18 protein-coding genes are annotated in these 19,007 nt (G+C 35.7%); 16 read left to right on the top strand and 2 right to left on the bottom strand.

The features are described 5' to 3' along the window. Positions 1–64 precede the first annotated feature (64 nt). Positions 65–1,009, top strand: a complete 945-nt coding sequence (locus tag CPRO_RS09325; protein WP_066050834.1) for a DUF3991 and toprim domain-containing protein — start codon at positions 65–67, stop codon at positions 1,007–1,009. A gap of 92 nt (positions 1,010–1,101) precedes the next feature. Here the strand turns inward: CPRO_RS09325 and CPRO_RS09320 are convergent, their stop codons facing one another. After that, complete coding sequence (locus tag CPRO_RS09320) at positions 1,102–1,863, bottom strand: MBL fold metallo-hydrolase (protein ID WP_066050831.1); 762 nt, start codon at positions 1,861–1,863, stop codon at positions 1,102–1,104. Positions 1,864–2,038: 175 nt separating this feature from the next. On the opposite strand from CPRO_RS09320, the gene CPRO_RS09315 reads away from it, so the two are divergent. From CPRO_RS09315 to tnpA, 3 genes are all read left to right on the top strand, one after another. Beyond that, a complete protein-coding gene (locus CPRO_RS09315; RefSeq protein WP_066050829.1) occupies positions 2,039–3,850 on the top strand; it encodes a VirD4-like conjugal transfer protein, CD1115 family in 1,812 nt (603 codons plus the stop codon). 12 nt (positions 3,851–3,862) lie between these two features. Continuing rightward, a complete protein-coding gene (locus CPRO_RS09310) occupies positions 3,863–4,120 on the top strand; it encodes a helix-turn-helix domain-containing protein (RefSeq protein ID WP_066050825.1) in 258 nt (85 codons plus the stop codon). Positions 4,121–4,309: 189 nt separating this feature from the next. Continuing rightward, positions 4,310–4,774 carry an IS200/IS605 family transposase gene (tnpA, locus tag CPRO_RS09305; protein WP_072743611.1) on the top strand — a complete coding sequence of 155 codons (465 nt, stop codon included), beginning with the start codon at positions 4,310–4,312 and terminating at the stop codon, positions 4,772–4,774. A 456-nt stretch (positions 4,775–5,230) separates the two neighbouring features. Here the strand turns inward: tnpA and CPRO_RS09300 are convergent, their stop codons facing one another. After that, positions 5,231–5,824, bottom strand: coding sequence for a TetR/AcrR family transcriptional regulator (locus tag CPRO_RS09300; protein WP_066050822.1), 594 nt, complete (start codon positions 5,822–5,824; stop codon positions 5,231–5,233). Between the two features lie 305 nt (positions 5,825–6,129). On the opposite strand from CPRO_RS09300, the gene CPRO_RS09295 reads away from it, so the two are divergent. The 12 genes from CPRO_RS09295 to CPRO_RS09240 all read left to right on the top strand — a co-directional run bounded on the left by CPRO_RS09295 (position 6,130) and on the right by CPRO_RS09240 (position 18,988). Next, positions 6,130–7,284 (top strand): alpha/beta hydrolase family protein, encoded by a 1,155-nt coding sequence (locus CPRO_RS09295; RefSeq protein ID WP_066050819.1) that lies wholly within the window; start codon positions 6,130–6,132, stop codon positions 7,282–7,284. 121 nt (positions 7,285–7,405) lie between these two features. Beyond that, positions 7,406–8,203, top strand: a complete 798-nt coding sequence (locus CPRO_RS09290; protein ID WP_066050815.1) for an EFR1 family ferrodoxin — start codon at positions 7,406–7,408, stop codon at positions 8,201–8,203. Between the two features lie 89 nt (positions 8,204–8,292). After that, positions 8,293–9,516: an efflux RND transporter periplasmic adaptor subunit gene (locus CPRO_RS09285; RefSeq protein WP_066050812.1), complete on the top strand. Its 1,224-nt coding sequence runs from the start codon at positions 8,293–8,295 to the stop codon at positions 9,514–9,516. An 87-nt stretch (positions 9,517–9,603) separates the two neighbouring features. Continuing rightward, positions 9,604–12,693, top strand: coding sequence for an efflux RND transporter permease subunit (locus CPRO_RS09280; protein ID WP_082754308.1), 3,090 nt, complete (start codon positions 9,604–9,606; stop codon positions 12,691–12,693). Positions 12,694–12,822: 129 nt separating this feature from the next. After that, positions 12,823–13,023: a helix-turn-helix domain-containing protein gene (locus CPRO_RS16150; protein ID WP_072743609.1), complete on the top strand. Its 201-nt coding sequence runs from the start codon at positions 12,823–12,825 to the stop codon at positions 13,021–13,023. A gap of 872 nt (positions 13,024–13,895) precedes the next feature. Continuing rightward, the gene (locus CPRO_RS09270) at positions 13,896–14,345 is read left to right on the top strand and encodes a sigma-70 RNA polymerase sigma factor region 4 domain-containing protein (RefSeq protein ID WP_066050804.1); all 450 of its coding nucleotides are present in this window, start codon (positions 13,896–13,898) and stop codon (positions 14,343–14,345) included. A 250-nt stretch (positions 14,346–14,595) separates the two neighbouring features. Continuing rightward, positions 14,596–14,751, top strand: a complete 156-nt coding sequence (locus tag CPRO_RS15355) for a hypothetical protein (RefSeq protein WP_157881662.1) — start codon at positions 14,596–14,598, stop codon at positions 14,749–14,751. Positions 14,752–14,953: 202 nt separating this feature from the next. Continuing rightward, positions 14,954–15,160 carry an SHOCT domain-containing protein gene (locus CPRO_RS09260; protein ID WP_066050798.1) on the top strand — a complete coding sequence of 69 codons (207 nt, stop codon included), beginning with the start codon at positions 14,954–14,956 and terminating at the stop codon, positions 15,158–15,160. A gap of 80 nt (positions 15,161–15,240) precedes the next feature. After that, positions 15,241–16,830 carry a recombinase family protein gene (locus tag CPRO_RS09255; protein ID WP_066050795.1) on the top strand — a complete coding sequence of 530 codons (1,590 nt, stop codon included), beginning with the start codon at positions 15,241–15,243 and terminating at the stop codon, positions 16,828–16,830. Between the two features lie 8 nt (positions 16,831–16,838). After that, entirely contained in the window at positions 16,839–17,222 is a 384-nt protein-coding gene (locus CPRO_RS09250) for a recombinase family protein (RefSeq protein WP_066050793.1), read from the top strand. Between the two features lie 77 nt (positions 17,223–17,299). After that, a complete protein-coding gene (locus CPRO_RS09245; RefSeq protein WP_066053907.1) occupies positions 17,300–18,073 on the top strand; it encodes a ParA family protein in 774 nt (257 codons plus the stop codon). Beyond that, a complete protein-coding gene (locus tag CPRO_RS09240) occupies positions 18,074–18,988 on the top strand; it encodes a ParB/RepB/Spo0J family partition protein (RefSeq protein WP_066050789.1) in 915 nt (304 codons plus the stop codon). The last annotated feature ends 19 nt before the right edge of the window (positions 18,989–19,007 follow it).

Raw genomic sequence — 19,007 nt, 5'->3', positions numbered from 1 at the left:
GCTATCACGTTAAAAGGATAGCCTTTCATCGTAAAGTTGGTAAAAAATCATAAGGAGGTCTTTTATGGGTAAATACATTTATTTTACTGAGGAAGAAAAACGGCAAGCAAATAACGTTGACCTTGAATATTTTCTACGTCAACAAGGTGAAACATTGATTCCATCCGGTAGAGAGAAAAGGTTAAAAAGTGACCACAGCATTACTGTTCGAGACAATGAATGGTACGATCATGCAACGGAAAAAGGCGGTCTTGCTATCGATTTTGTGCAAAACTTTTACGGCTTATCTTTTCCCGATGCTGTAACCATGCTTCTTGGTGATGAGATGGGTAAAGTTTATCATTGTGCTGAAAAGAAAGAAGAAATTAAAAAGCCATTTAAACTGCCACCACATAGTAAGGACATGCGGAGAACTTTTGCCTATCTCATTAAGCACAGATGTATTGACAAAGATGTAGTTAGTTTTTTCGCCAAAGAAAAGTTACTGTATGAAAGCTATGAAAAGTCTAATGACGGAACAAAAGAATATCACAATGCAATTTTTGTAGGATTAGATGAAAACGGTGTGGCTCGTCATGCTCATAAGCGTGGAATCTATACTAATGGTAAAGGTTTCAAAGGGAATATTGATAGCAGTGATCCTTGTTACAGTTTCCATTTGCGTGGAACAAGTGACAGGCTCTATGTGTTTGAAGCACCCATAGATATGCTGTCTTTTATCAGCCTACATAAAGATAACAATTGGAAACAGCACAGTTATGTTGCCCTCTGTGGACTTTCGGAACAGTCAATGCTTAAGCAGTTGGAGATTAACTCTCAAATGAATAAAGTGGTTATGTGTTTGGACAATGACAAAGCCGGCATTAATGCGTGTGAGAAATTCAAAAATTTGTTATACGAACAAGGTATAGTTGCTTCTCGTCTATCCCCTGCGATGAAAGATTTTAACGAAGATTTACAAGAGGGAGTAAAAGAGCAGACACAATGTTATGAAATGAAGATGGAATAAAAATACGCAGAGGGTTAAAACTCTCTGCTTAGAAAAACATTTATTTACTTACGGTGGGGTAAGTGATGCTAGGGAATTTCACATTATCCATCTTACAGCCAGATTACCCAGTCACCGTAATCATACGTTCCGCTCCCATGATGCAGCGTTCCCTCAGCTTTAAGCTTACGAAAAGCATCTCTCATACGTATAATAATTTCAGATCCAATGTCCAGTGTATGATGTGCAGGAAACACCTTTTTAACCGAAAGATCAGAAATCTTTTCAAGAGAACAAAGATAGGCTTCGGGGTCTGTGGACGGATAGTAAGCAAACAAGGTATCCTTATAAACTAAATCTCCTGTAAAGAGATAGCCTTGTTCTGCCTCATAAAAACACATATGTCCAGGTGAATGTCCAGGAGTGTGAATGATTTCAATGCTTCTGCCTCCGAGGTCTATCACCTCGCTCCCGTACAATATTTTTGTGGGCATACCCTGAAAGAACTCATAAGTACTCACGTCATATCCTTCGGGTGGGTCGCAACGATCTAATAACATTTCACGTACAGTGTCCATGGAAAGAGGAAAGCCACCGTTTAGCCAGTCAAGTTCCTCTTCGTGGGCATAAAAACTTGGAAAATATTTATGCCCACCGATATGATCCCAATGTATATGCGTTGCAATTGCGGTTACAGGCTTATTGGTCAATTTTTTTACTTCATCATAAATATTGCAAATACCAAGCCCTGTGTCAATGAGCAAACTACGTTCTATGCCGTTTAGTAAATAACAGTGTGTTTCCTCCCAGTGACGGTATTCGCTGATTATGTATGTATTGTTATCAATTTTATCTATTGAAAACCAGTCTCTCATAATAGCCACTCTTCTTTCTGCTTTAATTTTAAATGCGTAAAATGTAAATCCAACTTATCCACTTGAAAAAAATCTAGCTAAAAGCGAATCAAGATTTTTTTTACTAAACCGATTGTATTACAGTCTGTTTTTTATAATTATACTATTTAAAAATCTAAAAAGAAAGGACCATCCCATGAACGAACAACTTATAATCCTAATATCATCAGCCGCCTTTATGCTCCTTGTCTTAGGCGGTCTTTCTTTAATTGCACACTTCTATACCCTCAACGGAATCAAATCCAAAACCGTTGGTGATGGTCAGCACGGTGTGGCAAGGTTTGCAACTAAAAAAGAAATACCTCAAATTTATCATCCTGTAACCTTTCAAGTTGCTGATTGGAGAAAAGGCGAAAATCTTCCAATGGAGCAAGGCTTGGTTATCGGATCAACAGGAAGAAAAGGAACTGTCACTGCACTTGTAGACACAGATGATGTACACTGCTTGATGATTGGTGCAGCCGGTGTGGGTAAAACCGCATTCTTTCTCTATCCCAATTTGGAGTATGCCTGTGCCAGCGGTATGAGTTTTATAACTACTGATACCAAAGGTGACTTAGCAAGAAATTACGGGACTATCGCAAAAGAAAACTATGGCTATAATATTGCTGTCATTGATCTGCGTAACCCAACGAGAAGTGATGGAAACAACTTATTGCATCTTGTAAATAAGTATATGGACATATATCATGCTGATAATAAAAAATTTTATGCTAAAGCAAAAGCTGAAAAGTATGCAAAGATTATTGCAAAAACAATTGTATCTCCCGATGGGAATAATGCCGGAATGGGACAAAATGCATTTTTCTATGATGCAGCAGAGGGACTTTTGACAGCGGTGATATTGCTCATTGCAGAATACTTACCGCCAACTGAAATTGATGGACAATTAGTAGATAAAAGGCATATTGTTTCTGTGTTCAAAATGGTGCAAGACCTAATGGCACCAAGTCAAGTGAAAGGAAAAAGTCAGTTTCAACTATTAATGGATAAGCTGCCATCAACCCATAAAGCAAAGTGGTTTGCAGGGGCTGCTATTAACTCTGCAGAACAAGCAATGGCATCTGTTCTCTCCACTGTACTTTCAAAGCTCAATGCTTTTTTGGATACAGAGATGGAGCAGATTCTTTGTTTTCATTCTTCTATCGATGCCGAAACTTTCTGTAAAGAAAAGTCGGCAATCTTTCTTATACTTCCAGAGGAAGACAATACAAAATATTTTATGGTGTCATTATTTCTACAGCAGTTCTATCGTGAAATGCTTATGGTGGCGGATGAACACGGTGGCAAACTTCCAAACCGTGTGATGATTTATGCCGATGAGATTGGAACTATTCCCAAAATTGAGTCATTTGAAATGATGCTGTCCGCAGGACGCTCCCGAAGAATTTCTGTTGTTCCTATCATCCAATCTTTTGCACAGCTTGATAAGAATTATGGTAAAGAAGGCTCTGAGATCATCACAGATAACTGCCAACTGACGATATTCGGGGGATTTGCTCCTAACTCTGAAACAGCACAGGTACTTTCTAAATCTTTGGGCAACAGAACGGTAATGAGTGGCAGTATCAGCCGTGGTAAAAACGATCCTTCACAATCATTACAGATGATAGAACGCCCGCTTTTAACTGCGGATGAACTGAAATCATTGCCGAAGGGTAGCTTTGTGGTGATGAAGACAGGTGCTCATCCCATGAAAACTAAGCTGAAATTATTTTTAGACTGGGGCATTACTTTTGAAAAATCGTATCAAATGGAGGAAAAATCTCATCGCAAGGTTTATTATGCAGATAAATATGAGTTGGAACAAAATATTCTAAAGGAAATGGCGGCTGTTGAATTAGCAGACGAAACAGATGATAACCAACATAGAAAAAAAGGAGGTAAGCGGCATAACCATATTGCAGAAGATGAAATTAATCCGAGGCGGAAAGTACTCAGAACATAAGGAGGGGAATCTTTGAGCTTATTTGGAAATTTATATCAAGAAGAACTGCCTTCACGAGCTAAATCAGTGTATATGTATCTGAAAGACCGCAGTAACGCAGATGACCAATGCTGGCCTTCCATCAAAACGATTGCAAAGGATACTTCTATGTCGGTGAGTACTGTGAAAAGAGCCATAGAGGACTTAGTCCGCTATGGTCTGCTTACGAAGCAATTTAGATATCGTGAGAATGGCAGTCATACATCTAATCTATATCTTTTAAAAAAATAAGCGGTTAATCATCAAAAAGGCATTGTTTCCGCTAAGGGCATACTATGCCTTTTTGTATACAGAAAACCACGCGTTGGACGCGTGGTTCCGTAAATATTATATATTTGAATATGTCATAAACACTCCTTCTGTTAAGATAGAATTGCGGCCTGTCAACTGCAATTTAGATAACAGAAGGAGGACATTCAAATGGGTTTGAATGATATAAATAGTTTATCGCATTCAAAATGGAATTGCAAATACCATGTTGTTTTTGCACCTAAATATAGAAGATTAGTATTTTATGGAGAGAAAAAAGTAGCCATAGGGAAAATACTGCGTCAATTGTGTGAATGGAAGGGTGTAAAGATTATTGAAGCCGAAGTATGTGTAGACCATATACATATGCTTGTAGAGATACCACCTAAATATTCAATATCAAAGTTTATGGGATATCTCAAAGGTAAAAGTAGCACAATGCTCTATGAGCAATTCGGCGAACTAAAATATAAATACAGAAACCGGGAGTTTTGGTGCAAAGGATATTATGTAGATACAGTTGGAAAAAATGAGAGCCGAATTGCGGAGTATATTAAAGGGCAACTTGCTGAGGATAGAATGGGAGAACAGTTAACGATGAGCGAAGTGGGTGCTTTTAAGAAAAAGAAGAAGTAAGTAATGAGCTACGCAACTGACAGGCCGGATTACACGTTTGACGTGTAGGCGAGGAGCAGAGGGCTATGCCCGTAAAATGAAAACCACGCGTTAGACGCGTGGATGGTTTTTTTGTGGTCTGAGGTGGAGTTCATGATGGACTGGCAAGAAGGAATCACTTGAAGAATAAATCTAACAGCACAGAAAGAACAAATTAGTAAGAGTATATCTAGAGGAGTTTAGTATCTATGCATGAACTTGATTTGAGAATAGGAGAAAGTACTTACTAAAAAAAAGTCAATAAAACAATAAAGGATATCAAAGGTATATGTAATTATGTCAAGGGGAAATGACAAGCAAATAGAGGAAAAGTAGAAAAAGATGTAATAATAATGAGTGAATAGTGGGTAGTAACACCTCACTATTCACTCATTATATTTTTGACCTAAGTTGAGAATATTCGTGCTTAAACGTATCTTACGCAGTTGTTGGAAAAAGATTTTTTATAGTAGTTGAAATAACGTTTATCATGAGATCGGAACTTTCAGGAGAATCATAACGAAGCAACGAACCGGCACCTGAAAATATAAATTTTAATTTTAGTTCATTTTCAACTGTTGCGGGTATGTCAGTATTTTCTAGAACCTTGGCTGCCAAGGCATTACAAAAATAAAACTGAGCACTTTGGTTAAATGATATATTGTCTTTTGAAAAAAACGGATCACTTTCAAAGACTGGATTATTAAAAGAACCAATAACTAAATTTCTTGAAAATTCATTAGGGTTTGTCAAAAAGAGATTTAAGAAATCAATTCGGTCGACAAGTTCTTTGAAATGTTCTTTAAGAGCATGTTGATATAAATCGTAGATATCAGAATAGTGCAAGTAAAAAGTACCTTTATTGATTTCTGCTTTTTTCGCCAATTCTGATACAGTAATTTTATTAACGCCCTTTTTATGGAGCAGCTCTATTAAGGCGTTATAGATTGCACGCCTTGTCTTAATAATTCTTAAATCGATTTTTGATGCATCATCACTGGTTGAATTGAAAATTTTTTTTGAGTTTATCATTGCTAAATCACACTCCGTATATGGTTAAAAAAATAATAGACAGATTTTAAATAAAGTTGATTAATAAACAAATTATAATAATTGATTATTGAATAATCAACAAATGTTCAATAAAATAATATCATCAAAGATGTTAAATGTCAAATGAGTGTTCCTATTAGATTGATTAAAAGAATAATATCATTTCATTGCCAGTTGAGTTAGGCAATTGATAAGAGGTAGTAAAAGATATTGCTTGTAAATTAAAGTTTGAACTGGTCTTGATAATAAAGAAACTGGTTCCTTAAGAAAGGAAGAAAAAGTATATGAAAACAAAGCATTGGACTGACATTAAGTTCAGCAAGGATATTTTAACAGATGCTTTAACAAAGCACATTCTTGGGCTCACACAATATGGTATGGCTGACTTTGCAGAAGTAATGGAAGTTATTAGTCAAGTTAAAAAAGGTGATGAAGAGTCGTGGATTAATACTTGGAGTAGTATGGCACAGAAACTCAAAAGCAGGGCTGAATTAGCTGAGAAAAAATCTCAAAAGGTTACAGCTTCTACTGCTTATCTTAGAGCTTCAACTTATTTTCGTGTAGCTACAATGTATTTCGGAAAAATAGATGATCCGCGTATGAAGAATTGTACTATTGAAAGTCACAATTGTTATGAAAAATATCTTGGATTATCGGAATATCCGGGAAAATATGTTGAAATTCCTTATGAGAACACTTATCTTCCGGGACATTATTATCATTCACCTTTTGCAAAAGAAAAAGCACCTTTACTTATAATCACGCCTGGTCGAGACACTTGGGCAGAGGATACTCGCTGGGTTTACGATGGTGCAATTAAAAGAGGTATCAATTGTTTGATATATGATGGACCAGGCCAGGGATTTGCATTAAGACTTGGTGGACTTCCTTTTAGACCGGACTGGGAAAATGTCATGAAACCGGTAGTTGATTTTGCATTAACTTTGCCGGGGGTGGATAGAAATAGGATTGGGCTTATGGGACTTAGTTTTGGAGGATTTCTAATTCCGAGAGCAGTGGCTTTTGAAAAAAGAGTTAAGTTGTGCATTGTTGATCCTGGAAATATTAACTGGGGCGGAGCATTTGCAGAGAGACTACAGGTGATTAAGAGAACACCAAAATTTTTACGTCCATCATTTATGAATTTTATGTTACAGGATTATGCATGGAAACAGGGTGTCTCTGAAGATGAAGTGATTGAAGAGTTAAAGAAATATGATAACACATCTATTCTTGATAAAATTACATGCAGAATGCTTGTAATGGATGGGACAAAAGAACCCATGTTTGGGGAGGCAAAGAAGTTTTACGATGCTCTAAAGTGCCCCAAAGATTATATGCTATTCGATGAAGATACTACGGCGCAAGCTCACTGTCAAATGGGGAGCTATGCGACAGGTACAGAATATTTATTTGATTGGATTAGCGATAATTTATAAAAACAATTAATCGCTTACTTGACTAAATTGCTAAAGAGGTAAGAGTAAGGGCTAATGGATAAGATCTATTAGTCCTTGTTAATTGAAATGGCTGAATGAGAGAAAGGAAGAGGAAGAGTTTATGGAAAATATTATTTTTTGTTTTTCGGGTACTGGGAATAGCCTTGCAGTTGCACGAGATATAGCTAATCACATTGGAAACACAAAAATTGTATTGATTGCAGATTTGATGAATGAAGAGTTTATTGATTTACCATATGAAAGCATTGGGATTATTTGCCCCGCTTACTTTAGCAGTTTGCCACCCATCATTGAGCAATTTGTAAAGAAACTTAATTTTAGTGATGCAGGTTATGTTTATGCTGTAATAACTGCAGGTGCTCTTCATGGAAATTCTTTTAATAGGTTAAGTAGCATTATAGCAGAGCGTGGTGGATGTTTGAATGCAGGATACCCTATGCAGATGCCTGGAAACTACATTGCTATGTACGGCGCATGGCCAGTTTGGCTTCAAAGTTATCTACTAAAGAAAGCGAAAAAAAAATCCTTAAAAATTAGCCATAGCATTAAAGCAAAGATTTCTAATCGAGCAGTAGTTAAAAGAAATAAAGAACCAAAATCTCTCATCGAAAAAATGGATAATTATGAGAAATTGGCACTTGAATACAGCGTGACTGACAAATGTATAGGTTGTGAAACATGTGTAAAGTTATGTCCTATGAATAATATTAGAATGAATGCTAATAAGCCGATATTTGGAGAAACTTGTGCGCGATGTATGGCTTGTATTCAGTGGTGCCCTACAAAGGCAATTGAATATAAAAATTCAACAAATAGAAAGCATTATACAAATCCTGATATAAAGGCTATTGATTTATTCTCCAAAACAAAAAGTGAGATTTTGAGTAAAGAAACATAATATTTACGAATTAGTAATAACGGTAGTCTATTTAATTAGAAAGTTGAATTGTAGGAAGGACATAATAAAAATTTAAAGGAGTGCAAATAATGAACTACATTGCGGTTGTTTTAAGAAAGATTTCAGATAATTTAAGAAAAATGCCGGATATCCTGAAAAAACATAAAAAAGTAATTATTCCTTTAGTAGTGGTTCTCATTGCTATAACTGCTTTATTTAATATAGCTTCGAAGTCGGAAGATATAAATAATTCTGACTTGAGCGAAACAAAAGATGTATCTGAAAAGGTTAATGTAGAAACATTAAGGGTTAGTAAGGACACGCTAACGGATACAGCTAATTATTCGGGTGTAATTGTACCAAGTTCTACGGTTAATGTACTAAGCACCATAAGCGGAGATGTGAATAAGAAATATTATGAAGTAGGTGAGCGTGTTAACAAAGAAAGTGTTTTGTTTGACATGGATACGGAGGATATTCTAGATAGTGTAAATATTGCTGAAGTAACAGCTGCCAATGCAAAAAATGCAGTTGAAAAAGCAAAAATAGCGTTGAATAACGCTTCTCACGATTACGACGTAAATGCTCAATTATTTGATGCAGGAGTTATAGCTAAAAACACTTTTGATAACATTAAAACTACATATGAACTTGCCAAATTGAGTCTGCAAGATGCTGAAAATGCATATAAAGTGGCTGAAACTCAGTTAAGTATGAACCGTAAAACACTGCAAGATGCTTCAGTAAAAAGTCCAATAAAAGGTGTTGTCCTAGAATCTAATGTCAATGAAAATGCTTTCCTTTCGGCGGGAACGATAGCTTATGTAATCATAAATTTAGATGTTATTAATATTGAAGTAAATGTAACTGAAGATATTATAAATACAATTAGATTAGGCGACTCTGTAGATGTTAAGATTGCATCTGTTTCAGAAGAATATTTTAAGGGGAATGTTATAAATATTTCTCCGGGTGCAAATTCTGATGGGACTTTTAAAGTTAAAATTGAAGTTTTAAATAGTGACAATCTTCTTAAGAGTGGCATGTTCGCAGAAGTTGATTTCGTGAAAAATTATCTTGAAAATGTACTTACCGTGCCGGTGAATTCGGTTTTATCGGAAAATGGTCAAAATTATGTTTATATAGTTGAAGATGGGATTGCTAAAAAAATGGCAGTAAAGTTGGGATTTGACCATGGCGATAATATTGAGATATTAGACGGACTTAGTGAAAATATGCTTGTTGTTACAAAAGGGCAACAATATGTCAGCGATGGTTTAGCTGTTGTAGATGTTACTGAAGTGAACCAATAATTGAATTTAAACAAAAGAGAACAATAACAATGGAAGCATTAATGATCTAAAGTCTTTTAAATATATTACAGAGGAGTGAATTATAACATGACTAAAATTTCAATTAAACGGCCTGTTACGACGATGATGATACTCATCGTTGTAATTTTGGCCGGTTTTCTAGGATATAAACTAATGCCTTTAGCATTCATGCCTACCACTGATACGGCAATTGCAGTTGTAAGTACAACATATACTGGTGCAGGTCCTGAAGAGATGGAAAAACTAATTACAAAACCAATAGAAGAGTCAGTTGGAGTACTAGCTGGCATTGATACTATGAGTTCAACATCGGCGGCGGGTTCTTCTATTATTACAATACAATTTGTTGATGGAACAGATATTGATCAAGCTGTAATTGATCTTAGGGAAAAGGTAGATTTAGTTAAACAATCTTTACCAACGGATGCAGATGAGCCAACGATATCAAAGGTAGATACAAATACAGAAACGCTTTCAGTTGGTGTCACTAGTGATATATTGGATGTCAACAGCTTATATGATATGCTTGACCAAAATATTACCGAAAAATTTGAGAGAATTGAAGGTGTTTCTTCAGTAGATATTATAGGTGGAGAAGAAGATGAAGTGCAGATTACCATTGATTCTAGAAAATTAGAGGGGTATGGCATTTCAGTTGCACAAGTTCGTCAAGCGCTTATTGCAGAAAATCAAAACATTCCATCAGGTACCGTATCATACGGAGATACAGATCTGCAGTTAAGGGCAGTAGGTGAATTTAAATCTATTGATGACATAAAAAACATACCTATATTAACTAATAATGGGAATTCTATATACATTAGCGATATAGCACAGGTAAAACTGTCAACTAAAGACAAGTCTACAATGTCAGTAATAGACGGCAAAGAAGGAATTTTATTATCAATAGCAAAAGCATCAGATGCCAATGTTGTAACTGTTAGTGATGAGGTTATAAAAGAAATTAATGAAATAATTAAAGCCTATCCTGAGCTTCAAATAAAATTACTTACAAATACTTCAGAGTACATAAAAACATCTGTTAATAATGTGCTTCAGACCGCGTATACAAGCACAATTATTGCTGTTATAATACTTCTTCTTTTTCTTGGCAATTTTAGAACGTCGCTTATAATAGGTGTTTCTATTCCAACCTCAATTTTAATAACATTTGGATTGATGTATATATCAGGTTTAACGATGAACACAATTTCTATGGGTGCTATTGTAATTGGTATTGGTATGCTGGTTGATAGCTCAGTCGTTGTAATAGAGAACATCTCAAAACATTTTGAACTTGGTAAGACACCTAAACAAGCAGCGTACGATGGGACACGAGAAGTTGGTATGGCAATTTTTGCTTCCACATTGACTACAGTTGGATGTTTTCTCCCTTTGGCATTTATTTCAGGTGCAATTGGTCAAGTATTAAAAACTATTTCTTTAACTATATGCTATTCTCTTTCTGCGTCATTAATAATAGCCCTAACATTTGTCCCTATGGCTAGTTCAAAACTTTTAAGGAAAGGTACCGACGAAGATAAAAGGAATACTTTCTCCAAGATACAGGAAGTATGGGTAAAAGGGATTAACAAACTTGATACGGGATATAGAGCACTAATTGAAATTTGTTTAAAAAATAGAATAAAAACAACAGCTGTAATAATAGGAGTATTTATACTATCATTAACCATTGTTCCTGGTATGGGAATGGAGCTATCTCCAGGAAGTGACCAAGGAACTGTAAAAGTAACTGTAGAGATGCCAAGTGGTACAAAATACGTTGAAACAGAAGCAATGGTCTTAGATGTAATAAATAAAATAGGTACAATTCCAGAAGCAGAAAATTCCTATACACAAATTGGAGGGAGTGTCTTAGGGCAGAATTCTGATCCGACAATTTATTTCAATCTTTGTGATAAACAGCAACGTGAAAGAACTACTGATGAAATCATAGATGACATTAAAGGGAAAATTTCAGGTATAGCTGGAGCAAAAATTAAAGTTGAAATGGGTGAAAATGCGAATACAATGGCCGGAGGTAACTATGATTTAAATCTTAATATTACTGGTTCCGATTTAGATACACTTGAGCAAATTGTTGGAGAATTAACAGATCAATTTGCTGAGATACCTGGAGCTATTGAATTTGAAACCTCACAAGATGAAGCGCTTCCAGAAGGAAATATTATTCTTAACAGAAGTAAGGCTGCTAAATATGGTATTACAACAAGTGATGTTGCTAGTGCTGTAAATATGGTTACATCTGGTGTAGTGGCTTCTCAGTATAATATTGATGATACAGAAGTAGATATAAGAATTAAATATGCGGATGAAAAAACGGAGCGTATCAATGATTTAACCAATGTTATGTTGACTACAAATCAGGGAACTAAGATTCCACTTTCAGAAGTAGCAGAAATTTCTACAGATAAAGGTGCTTCAAGCATTACTAGGAGAGATCAACAACGATATATAACGATTTATGGAAAATTTGATGCTGCAATGGACACTGGAACAATTCAAAGTCTTGTAGAAGAAAAGTTAGATGTTTATCAATTTCCAGAAAATTATGGTTATAAATTTACTGGGGAAATGGAAACAATGGGGGATTCACTTGTGGAGATGATTTTAGCACTCATTGTTGCTGTGGTATTGGTTTATGCGATTATGGCATCACAGTTTGAGTCGTTAGTTTATCCGTTTATCATTATGTTTACGATGCCAATGGCAATTACAGGAGGTATATTAGGACTCAAAATAACAGGTAATCCTATTTCGATTATTGCTTTTCTAGGATTTATTATGTTGATAGGTATAGTTGTAAACAATGCGATTGTTTTAATTGATTATGCAAATCAGATGAAAGAGCAACATGGTGTCAGTGCCAACGAAGCGATGTTGATGGCTGGGCCGTCTAGATTGCGTCCTATTTTGATGACAACATTAACAAGTATATTTGGACTCTTACCAATGGCTATTTCAACTGCTTCTGGTACAGAAACACAAAAACCAATTGCAATTACAGTGATGTTTGGCTTAACGCTTTCTCTATTTATTACACTTATATACATTCCTGTTTTATATTCTTTTGTAGATCAGGTTCTTGCAAAATTTAAAAAGTCGTCACAAACAGAATCTGTGGAGGTCTTCTGATTTTAAGTAAATCAACTGGAGAATGCCAGCCAGCTTGCTACAGCACCTCTGGGTGCGAAATGGATACATAAAAGTGACCATGGAAGTGGCAAAGCAGAGTATATCAAGAAGAACTGCCTTTATAGGTAAATACAGGGTATATATGTATTTGAATATCGCAGTAACTCAGAGGGAGAATGTAGGCTTTTAATTAAAACTATTGCAAAGGACACTTCTATGTCGGTGAGTACTGTGAAAAGAGCCATAGATGACTTAGCCCGTTATGGTCTGCTTACGAACGAATTTAGATGTCGTGAGAATGGCAGTCATACGTCTAATCTATATCTTTAAAAAAAATAACCGGTTAATCATCCAAAAGGCATAGTTTCCGCTAAGGGTATACTATGCCTTTTCTGTGGTCTGAGGTGGAGTTCATGGTGAACTACCAAGAAGGTATCACCCTAAGATAGATTTAATATCAGAGAAAAAAATAATTTTAGACAGCTTAAGGAGCTAACAAATTTGATATTTATTATAAATTTGGATAATTCTTATAAATTTTCACATGGTTCGACAATGTTTTTAGATAAAATAACTTATATTTATATCATAAACTGTATGAAAAAGTTGTCAAATCATATATGAATGTGGAGGACATGTATATGATAAAACATTATGGTATTGAAGTATTAATATGTATTGAGAGCAGATAGTCAAAATTCAATTGACTTTGTCTGCTCTTTTTTTATATTTCAAATAACAAAGGTGTTAGCTGTGTTAATTATAAAATTAATTTTTAAATATAACCATTTAGGTGACAAAAAAATAAGGGGATTGGCACAGCAGCGTAAGGAACTCTTTATCTTTTGCAGAGGTTGCTGTGTAGGTGAGGGTGGTGTATATGAAGTACTGCGGTATAAGACAGCGCTTGAATATACATTCAATAAACTATCGATTGAAGTTGCATCTGCACAAAATACATAAACGTAGCCATAAAAGACGAACCAGCAGTAAAGAAAATAGAAAATATAAATTAAATTTAAGCAATGAAGTAGAACCACAGTGTTTTATGACTTCGGATATTAGTGCCAAATTTATTCCAACAAGGAATAAGTTTGGCTTTTTTATTTTTACAGATAGTTTAGGGTTTGTTGGCTGTCGTTCCCCTCCGTTTTTTTGAACTTTGATTATTTTTCAAAATTCAGAAAGCGGAGGAAAAGTAAATGACTGTAAACAGAAGAATACCAAATTATAAAAAGATGTATCCAAGTGCAAGTGATGAAGTTATTAAGGTTTTAAAACAAGGAGCAAGAAAAGCAATTTACCAAGAGTATGATTTGAAGGCTGAAACTTTTGTATTAGATGATGAAAAGGAAAAAGCCTATTTTGTTCCAAGCAGAGAAGATTCATTAGAACGTTTGATTGAAGCAGATATGCAGTTCTGTGACGAAAAAATTGATGTGGAGGAAACAGCTGTCAAAGAAGTTATGATTGAGAAACTTCTAGACAGCTTAAAGTTTCTTGCGCAGGAAGAGAAGGAACTTATAAATGCTCTTTTTTACGAAGAAAGAAGTGAGCGTGAATATGCAGAACAGTTAGGTGTTTACCACAATGCGGTACATAAGAGAAAGAACCGTATTATTAAAAAGCTGAAAGTTTTAATGACAAAATAAAAGTTCAGGGTGTGCAGCCTCCTCACTTAACGTTGAAGTAAGTGAGGGGGTATTTTTATCCTCTTAAAGTACTTTGAAAATTAAATATCCGATTTCATAAATACATTAGCTGATGAGCCTTAACCGGGAGAGCAACTTTGATAGATGCGCTGTGACCTCCTGTAAAATCAGGACAATCCATGAAAATGGATTTTTTCTTCCGGATTTTATTAATGCGGCCAACATAAGGAGCGAGCGGGTCCGTCTGATCATGAAACAATTTATAGTGGATTGTATTGCCATAACCTTATCAGCCTATAATGATACTTCTGTCCAGCCACAGACTCACGCAATGGGGGCAGCCTGCAGAGATCCTGCAGGAGGTGAGATTCCTATGATGAGAATTAACTACTCTCAGTTTATGTAAATCGCCCTAAACTTTGCGAAAGCAAGGCTGTGTACTTGGGAAGTAGTGTCAAATAAAGTACAGAAATATAAGCTAACTGACTTAATGTCAGAAGCAATGGGGATTACCTATGTTTTATCTGCTTTTGCAGTACAAACGCAGACAGCGGTAATCCCTATTTTTGTGATATTAAGAAAAACTATATAGGAACGGAGGAAATGATATGGATTTAATGAAGATAGGTGCTGAAATTGCCGAAGAACATGAAATGACAATAGAACAATCTCAAAATGAAGTGCACTATAAAATGTCAATTAAGTTTCTTGATATTCTAAAGAGAAAAGGCATTGTTTCTGATGTTGAGTATGCACAAATAGATGAACTAAACCGCCAATCCTTTTCTCCAAGCCTTGCAAAAGTATATGTGTAATAACACTTGCTATTATAAGTTCTTTGGGGTATCGTGTGTTGCTAACAGAAGGCTTACTTCTGGGAAAGGAGGAGAACTAGATGGCGAAAAAGGTCAAAACCATAGAACCTGTAAGGCAGAAGGTTCTGCAAGAATTAAGACCAAAGAAGAGAGTTTGTGCCTACTGCAGAGTCAGCACAGATAGTGCAAAACAGCATACTTCCTATGCTGCTCAGACAAAATATTATAAAGAATACATTGAAAGCCGAGCTGAATGGGAATTTGCAGGTATCTTTGCAGATGAATCAAGTGGCACTAAGGTAAAAAATCGTGATGAATTTCAGAGAATGATAATGGAATGTGAAAAAGGAAACATCGACCTTATCATTACAAAATCCATCACAAGATTTGCGAGAAATACCATAGATAGCATTGAAACAATTAGAAATCTGAAATCCCTTGGGATAGCGGTATACTTTGAAAAAGAGAATATCAATACCATGTCAGAACAGAGTGAGCAGATGCTGACAATCCTAAGTTCAATTGCACAAGGTGAATCGGAAAGCATCTCCACAAATAATCGCTGGGGTATTCAAAAAAGATTTGGGGATGGAAGTTACATACCAAGCTGTGTGGCATATGGTTATACCAAGGATGAAGATGGTGAGCTTATTATCAAAGAAGATGAGGCTGAAATTATCCGAAGAATTTATAATGAATACTTAAGCGGAAAAGGCAGTTATGCAATCGCCCAAGATTTAACTCATGACAATATCCCAACCATCCGAACAGCAGAAAAATGGCATGATGGCGTAGTAAAGGGGATTTTACAAAATCCAATTTATAAGGGAGAATTGCTGCTGCAAAAAACATATACAACAGATGTGCTTCCTTTCACAAAGAAGATAAACCATGGAGAACTACCCATGTACTCCGTGAAAGACAGTCATGAACCTATTATTGCAGAAGAACAGGCAGAAAGAGTTCGGGAAATTTATGAATACCGAAGAATGCAGATGGGCATGGATGACAGCGGTAAATACCAAAACCGCTATGAATTCAGCAGTAAAATCATCTGCAAAGAATGCGGTGGAACATTTCGAAGACAGAAAATGTATATCGGCAAGCCTTACGAGAAAATACAATGGTGCTGTATTACTCATATAGAAAACCGGAAAAAGTGTAGCATGAAAGCAGTAAGAGAGGATATTATCAAAGATGCTTTCCTAACCATGTGGAATAAGCTTGTAAGCAACTACAGTGAAATCCTCTATCCCCTCTTGGAATCCTTAAAAAAATTAAGAGTCAATAAAGAACAGGAAGAGGAAATTCTCAAACTAAACAATAATATATCGGAGTTAATGGAGCAGAGCCATATCCTACAGCGAGTCATGCTAAAAGGATATATGGACTCTGCTGTTTTTATGGAAAAGCAGAATACAATTAACGTTGAAATTGAGGAATACAAGAAAAAGAGAAATGTTTTCCTTGAAAGTAATGGTTATGAAAAAGAGATTGAGGGAACAAAAAGGATACTGCAAATTATAAAATACAACCCGATAATTATGGACGATTATCAAGAAGAACTGTTTATCCATACAGTAGATAAAGTCCTAATCGGTAAAATCGGTGACATTACATTTAGGCTTATTAATAACCTTGAGTTGACAGAATATATAACAAAGAGGTGAACGCAATTATGCAAACATATATGCCAATCGGATACAAAATGGTGGATGGCAAAATACAGATAGATAAAGAAAAATCTAAAACCGTAAAAAGGATTTTCTCGGAATACCTAAATGGAAAATCTTTATTAGCCATAGCAAAGGAATTGAGTGAAAAAGAAGTTCTAAATGCAAATAACAAAACCAAATGGACACACTGCGGTATAGGAAGAATCCTTGAAAATACTAAGTATATGGGGGATGAAGCTTATCCCGAATTGATTGATAAAGTCACCTTCGACAATGTTCAAACCAAGAGAAATCAGAAAAAAAATCAGCTTTGGCGTAAAGCAAACCGCAAGAAAAGTCAAAGCTTGTTTGCAAACGCTTGTGTTATTATAAGCATAACCCAATAAACCCAGTAACAATAAGGTTTTCAAAGGTTATGCTTATTTTATTTCCCCAAATTAAAATAACACTAAGGAGATTACATATTATGAAAACCATAGCAATAGTAAATCAAAAAGGCGGTGTAGGTAAAACTGTTACAGCAGTAAATCTAGCTATTGGACTTGCTAACGAAGGCAAAAGAGTGATTGCTATAGACCTTGATGCACAAGGTAGCTTAACGGTCAGCTTAGGTTATAATGAGCAAGATAAAATGGATACCACCGTTTCTACAGTTCTTGAGAAAATTATTAAGGACAAACCAATCGCACCTAGCGAGGGTATTTTACACCACGAGGAAGGTATCGATCTGCTACCTGCTAACATAGAATTATCTGGACTGGAGGTTACTTTAGTCAACACAATGAGCCGAGAAAGCGTGTTGCGTGAATACCTTAAAGTAATTAATAATGACTATGATGTGGCAGTCATTGATTGCTCTCCGTCATTGGGTATGCTAACCATCAATGCGCTTACCTGTGCAGACGAAGTCATTATTCCTGTACAGGCACAGTATCTTTCCATTAAGGGTATGGAACAGCTTTTTAGAACTATTGGCAGAGTACGAAAGCAGCTTAATCCCAAACTTCAAATTGGTGGTATATTGATTACCATGGTGGATATGAGAACCAATTACACCAAAGATATTATAAATCTTTTGAACGATACTTACGGTAGTAAAATTAAAATTTATGACAGCATTATCCCACTCTCTGTAAGAGCTGCCGAAATCAGTGCTGAGGGTAAGAGCATTTATCTTCATGATCCAAGTGGTAAAGTTGCTATTGCCTACGAGGGACTTGTTAAGGAGGTCGTATAAATGAAAAGTAGTGCAAGTAAAATCAAAATGACTTCCTTCGATGACTTATTTGGGGATAATGAAGAAACTACATCTATTGAAGATACAGCCAACCGTATACAACATATAGAAATATCAAGGCTGTTACCTTTTGCCCATCACCCATTCAAGGTGCTTGATGATGGAAAAATGGAGGAAACCAAGGAAAGCATCGCAAAGTATGGTGTCCTTGTCCCTATCATTGCAAGACCTAAAGCAGATGGAACTTTTGAAATCATTGCAGGGCATAGAAGAAAACGAGCCTGTGAGTTGTTAGAAATTAAAACAATACCTACTATGGTGCGTGATTTAGATGATGAAGAAAGCACCATCATAATGGTAGATAGCAATATCCAAAGAGAAAACCTTTTGTTTTCCGAAAAGGCTTTTGCTTACAAAATGAAGTTAGATGCCATAAAAAGTCAAGGAAAACGAAATGATTTAACTTTAGCACAAGTTGTGCCAAAGTTATCAGCTAGAGAAAAAGTTGCTCAAGATGCTGGTGTGAATAGAATGGAGGTTACACGCTACATTCGCTTAACTGAACTCATTGCTGCCCTCTTAGACATGACAGATGAACGTAAAATTGCTTTTAATACTGCGGTGGAAATTTCCTATCTAACCCAAGAGGAGCAGGAAATACTGCAATCAAAAATAGAAGAATTGATGATTATCCCCTCTATGGCACAGGCTACCAAGCTGAAAAAATACAGCAGTGAGGGCACTATAAACGAAACCGTTATCGACGCTATTCTTTCTGAAACAGCAGATAAGCCTGTAACCGTAACCTTAAAAAGCGAAAAGCTAACCAAGTATTTCCCTAAAAACTACTCTAAAGAGCAAATAGAAGATGTTATTACTACCTTGCTTGAAAAGTGGCACAGTGAGTACAAATAAATAAATATAAATTTGTAAT

Origin of the sequence: Anaerotignum propionicum DSM 1682 (assembly GCF_001561955.1) — a bacterium.
GTDB classification, from domain to species: Bacteria; Bacillota; Clostridia; order Lachnospirales; family Anaerotignaceae; genus Chakrabartyella; species Chakrabartyella propionicum.
This window is presented reverse-complemented; position numbering and strand designations above follow the sequence as displayed.

What these genes read in the sequence shown, in the direction of transcription:
- CPRO_RS09325 (WP_066050834.1), top strand. Translation starts at nt 65, where the DNA reads ATGGGTAAATACATTTATTTTACTGAGGAAGAAAAACGGCAAGCAAAT.
- CPRO_RS09320 (WP_066050831.1), bottom strand. Translation starts at nt 1,863, where the DNA reads ATGAGAGACTGGTTTTCAATAGATAAAATTGATAACAATACATACATA.
- CPRO_RS09315 (WP_066050829.1), top strand. Translation starts at nt 2,039, where the DNA reads ATGAACGAACAACTTATAATCCTAATATCATCAGCCGCCTTTATGCTC.
- tnpA (WP_072743611.1), top strand. Translation starts at nt 4,310, where the DNA reads ATGGGTTTGAATGATATAAATAGTTTATCGCATTCAAAATGGAATTGC.
- CPRO_RS09300 (WP_066050822.1), bottom strand. Translation starts at nt 5,824, where the DNA reads ATGATAAACTCAAAAAAAATTTTCAATTCAACCAGTGATGATGCATCA.
- CPRO_RS09295 (WP_066050819.1), top strand. Translation starts at nt 6,130, where the DNA reads ATGAAAACAAAGCATTGGACTGACATTAAGTTCAGCAAGGATATTTTA.
- CPRO_RS09290 (WP_066050815.1), top strand. Translation starts at nt 7,406, where the DNA reads ATGGAAAATATTATTTTTTGTTTTTCGGGTACTGGGAATAGCCTTGCA.
- CPRO_RS09285 (WP_066050812.1), top strand. Translation starts at nt 8,293, where the DNA reads ATGAACTACATTGCGGTTGTTTTAAGAAAGATTTCAGATAATTTAAGA.
- CPRO_RS09280 (WP_082754308.1), top strand. Translation starts at nt 9,604, where the DNA reads ATGACTAAAATTTCAATTAAACGGCCTGTTACGACGATGATGATACTC.
- CPRO_RS09270 (WP_066050804.1), top strand. Translation starts at nt 13,896, where the DNA reads ATGACTGTAAACAGAAGAATACCAAATTATAAAAAGATGTATCCAAGT.
- CPRO_RS15355 (WP_157881662.1), top strand. Translation starts at nt 14,596, where the DNA reads ATGAAACAATTTATAGTGGATTGTATTGCCATAACCTTATCAGCCTAT.
- CPRO_RS09260 (WP_066050798.1), top strand. Translation starts at nt 14,954, where the DNA reads ATGGATTTAATGAAGATAGGTGCTGAAATTGCCGAAGAACATGAAATG.
- CPRO_RS09255 (WP_066050795.1), top strand. Translation starts at nt 15,241, where the DNA reads ATGGCGAAAAAGGTCAAAACCATAGAACCTGTAAGGCAGAAGGTTCTG.
- CPRO_RS09250 (WP_066050793.1), top strand. Translation starts at nt 16,839, where the DNA reads ATGCAAACATATATGCCAATCGGATACAAAATGGTGGATGGCAAAATA.
- CPRO_RS09240 (WP_066050789.1), top strand. Translation starts at nt 18,074, where the DNA reads ATGAAAAGTAGTGCAAGTAAAATCAAAATGACTTCCTTCGATGACTTA.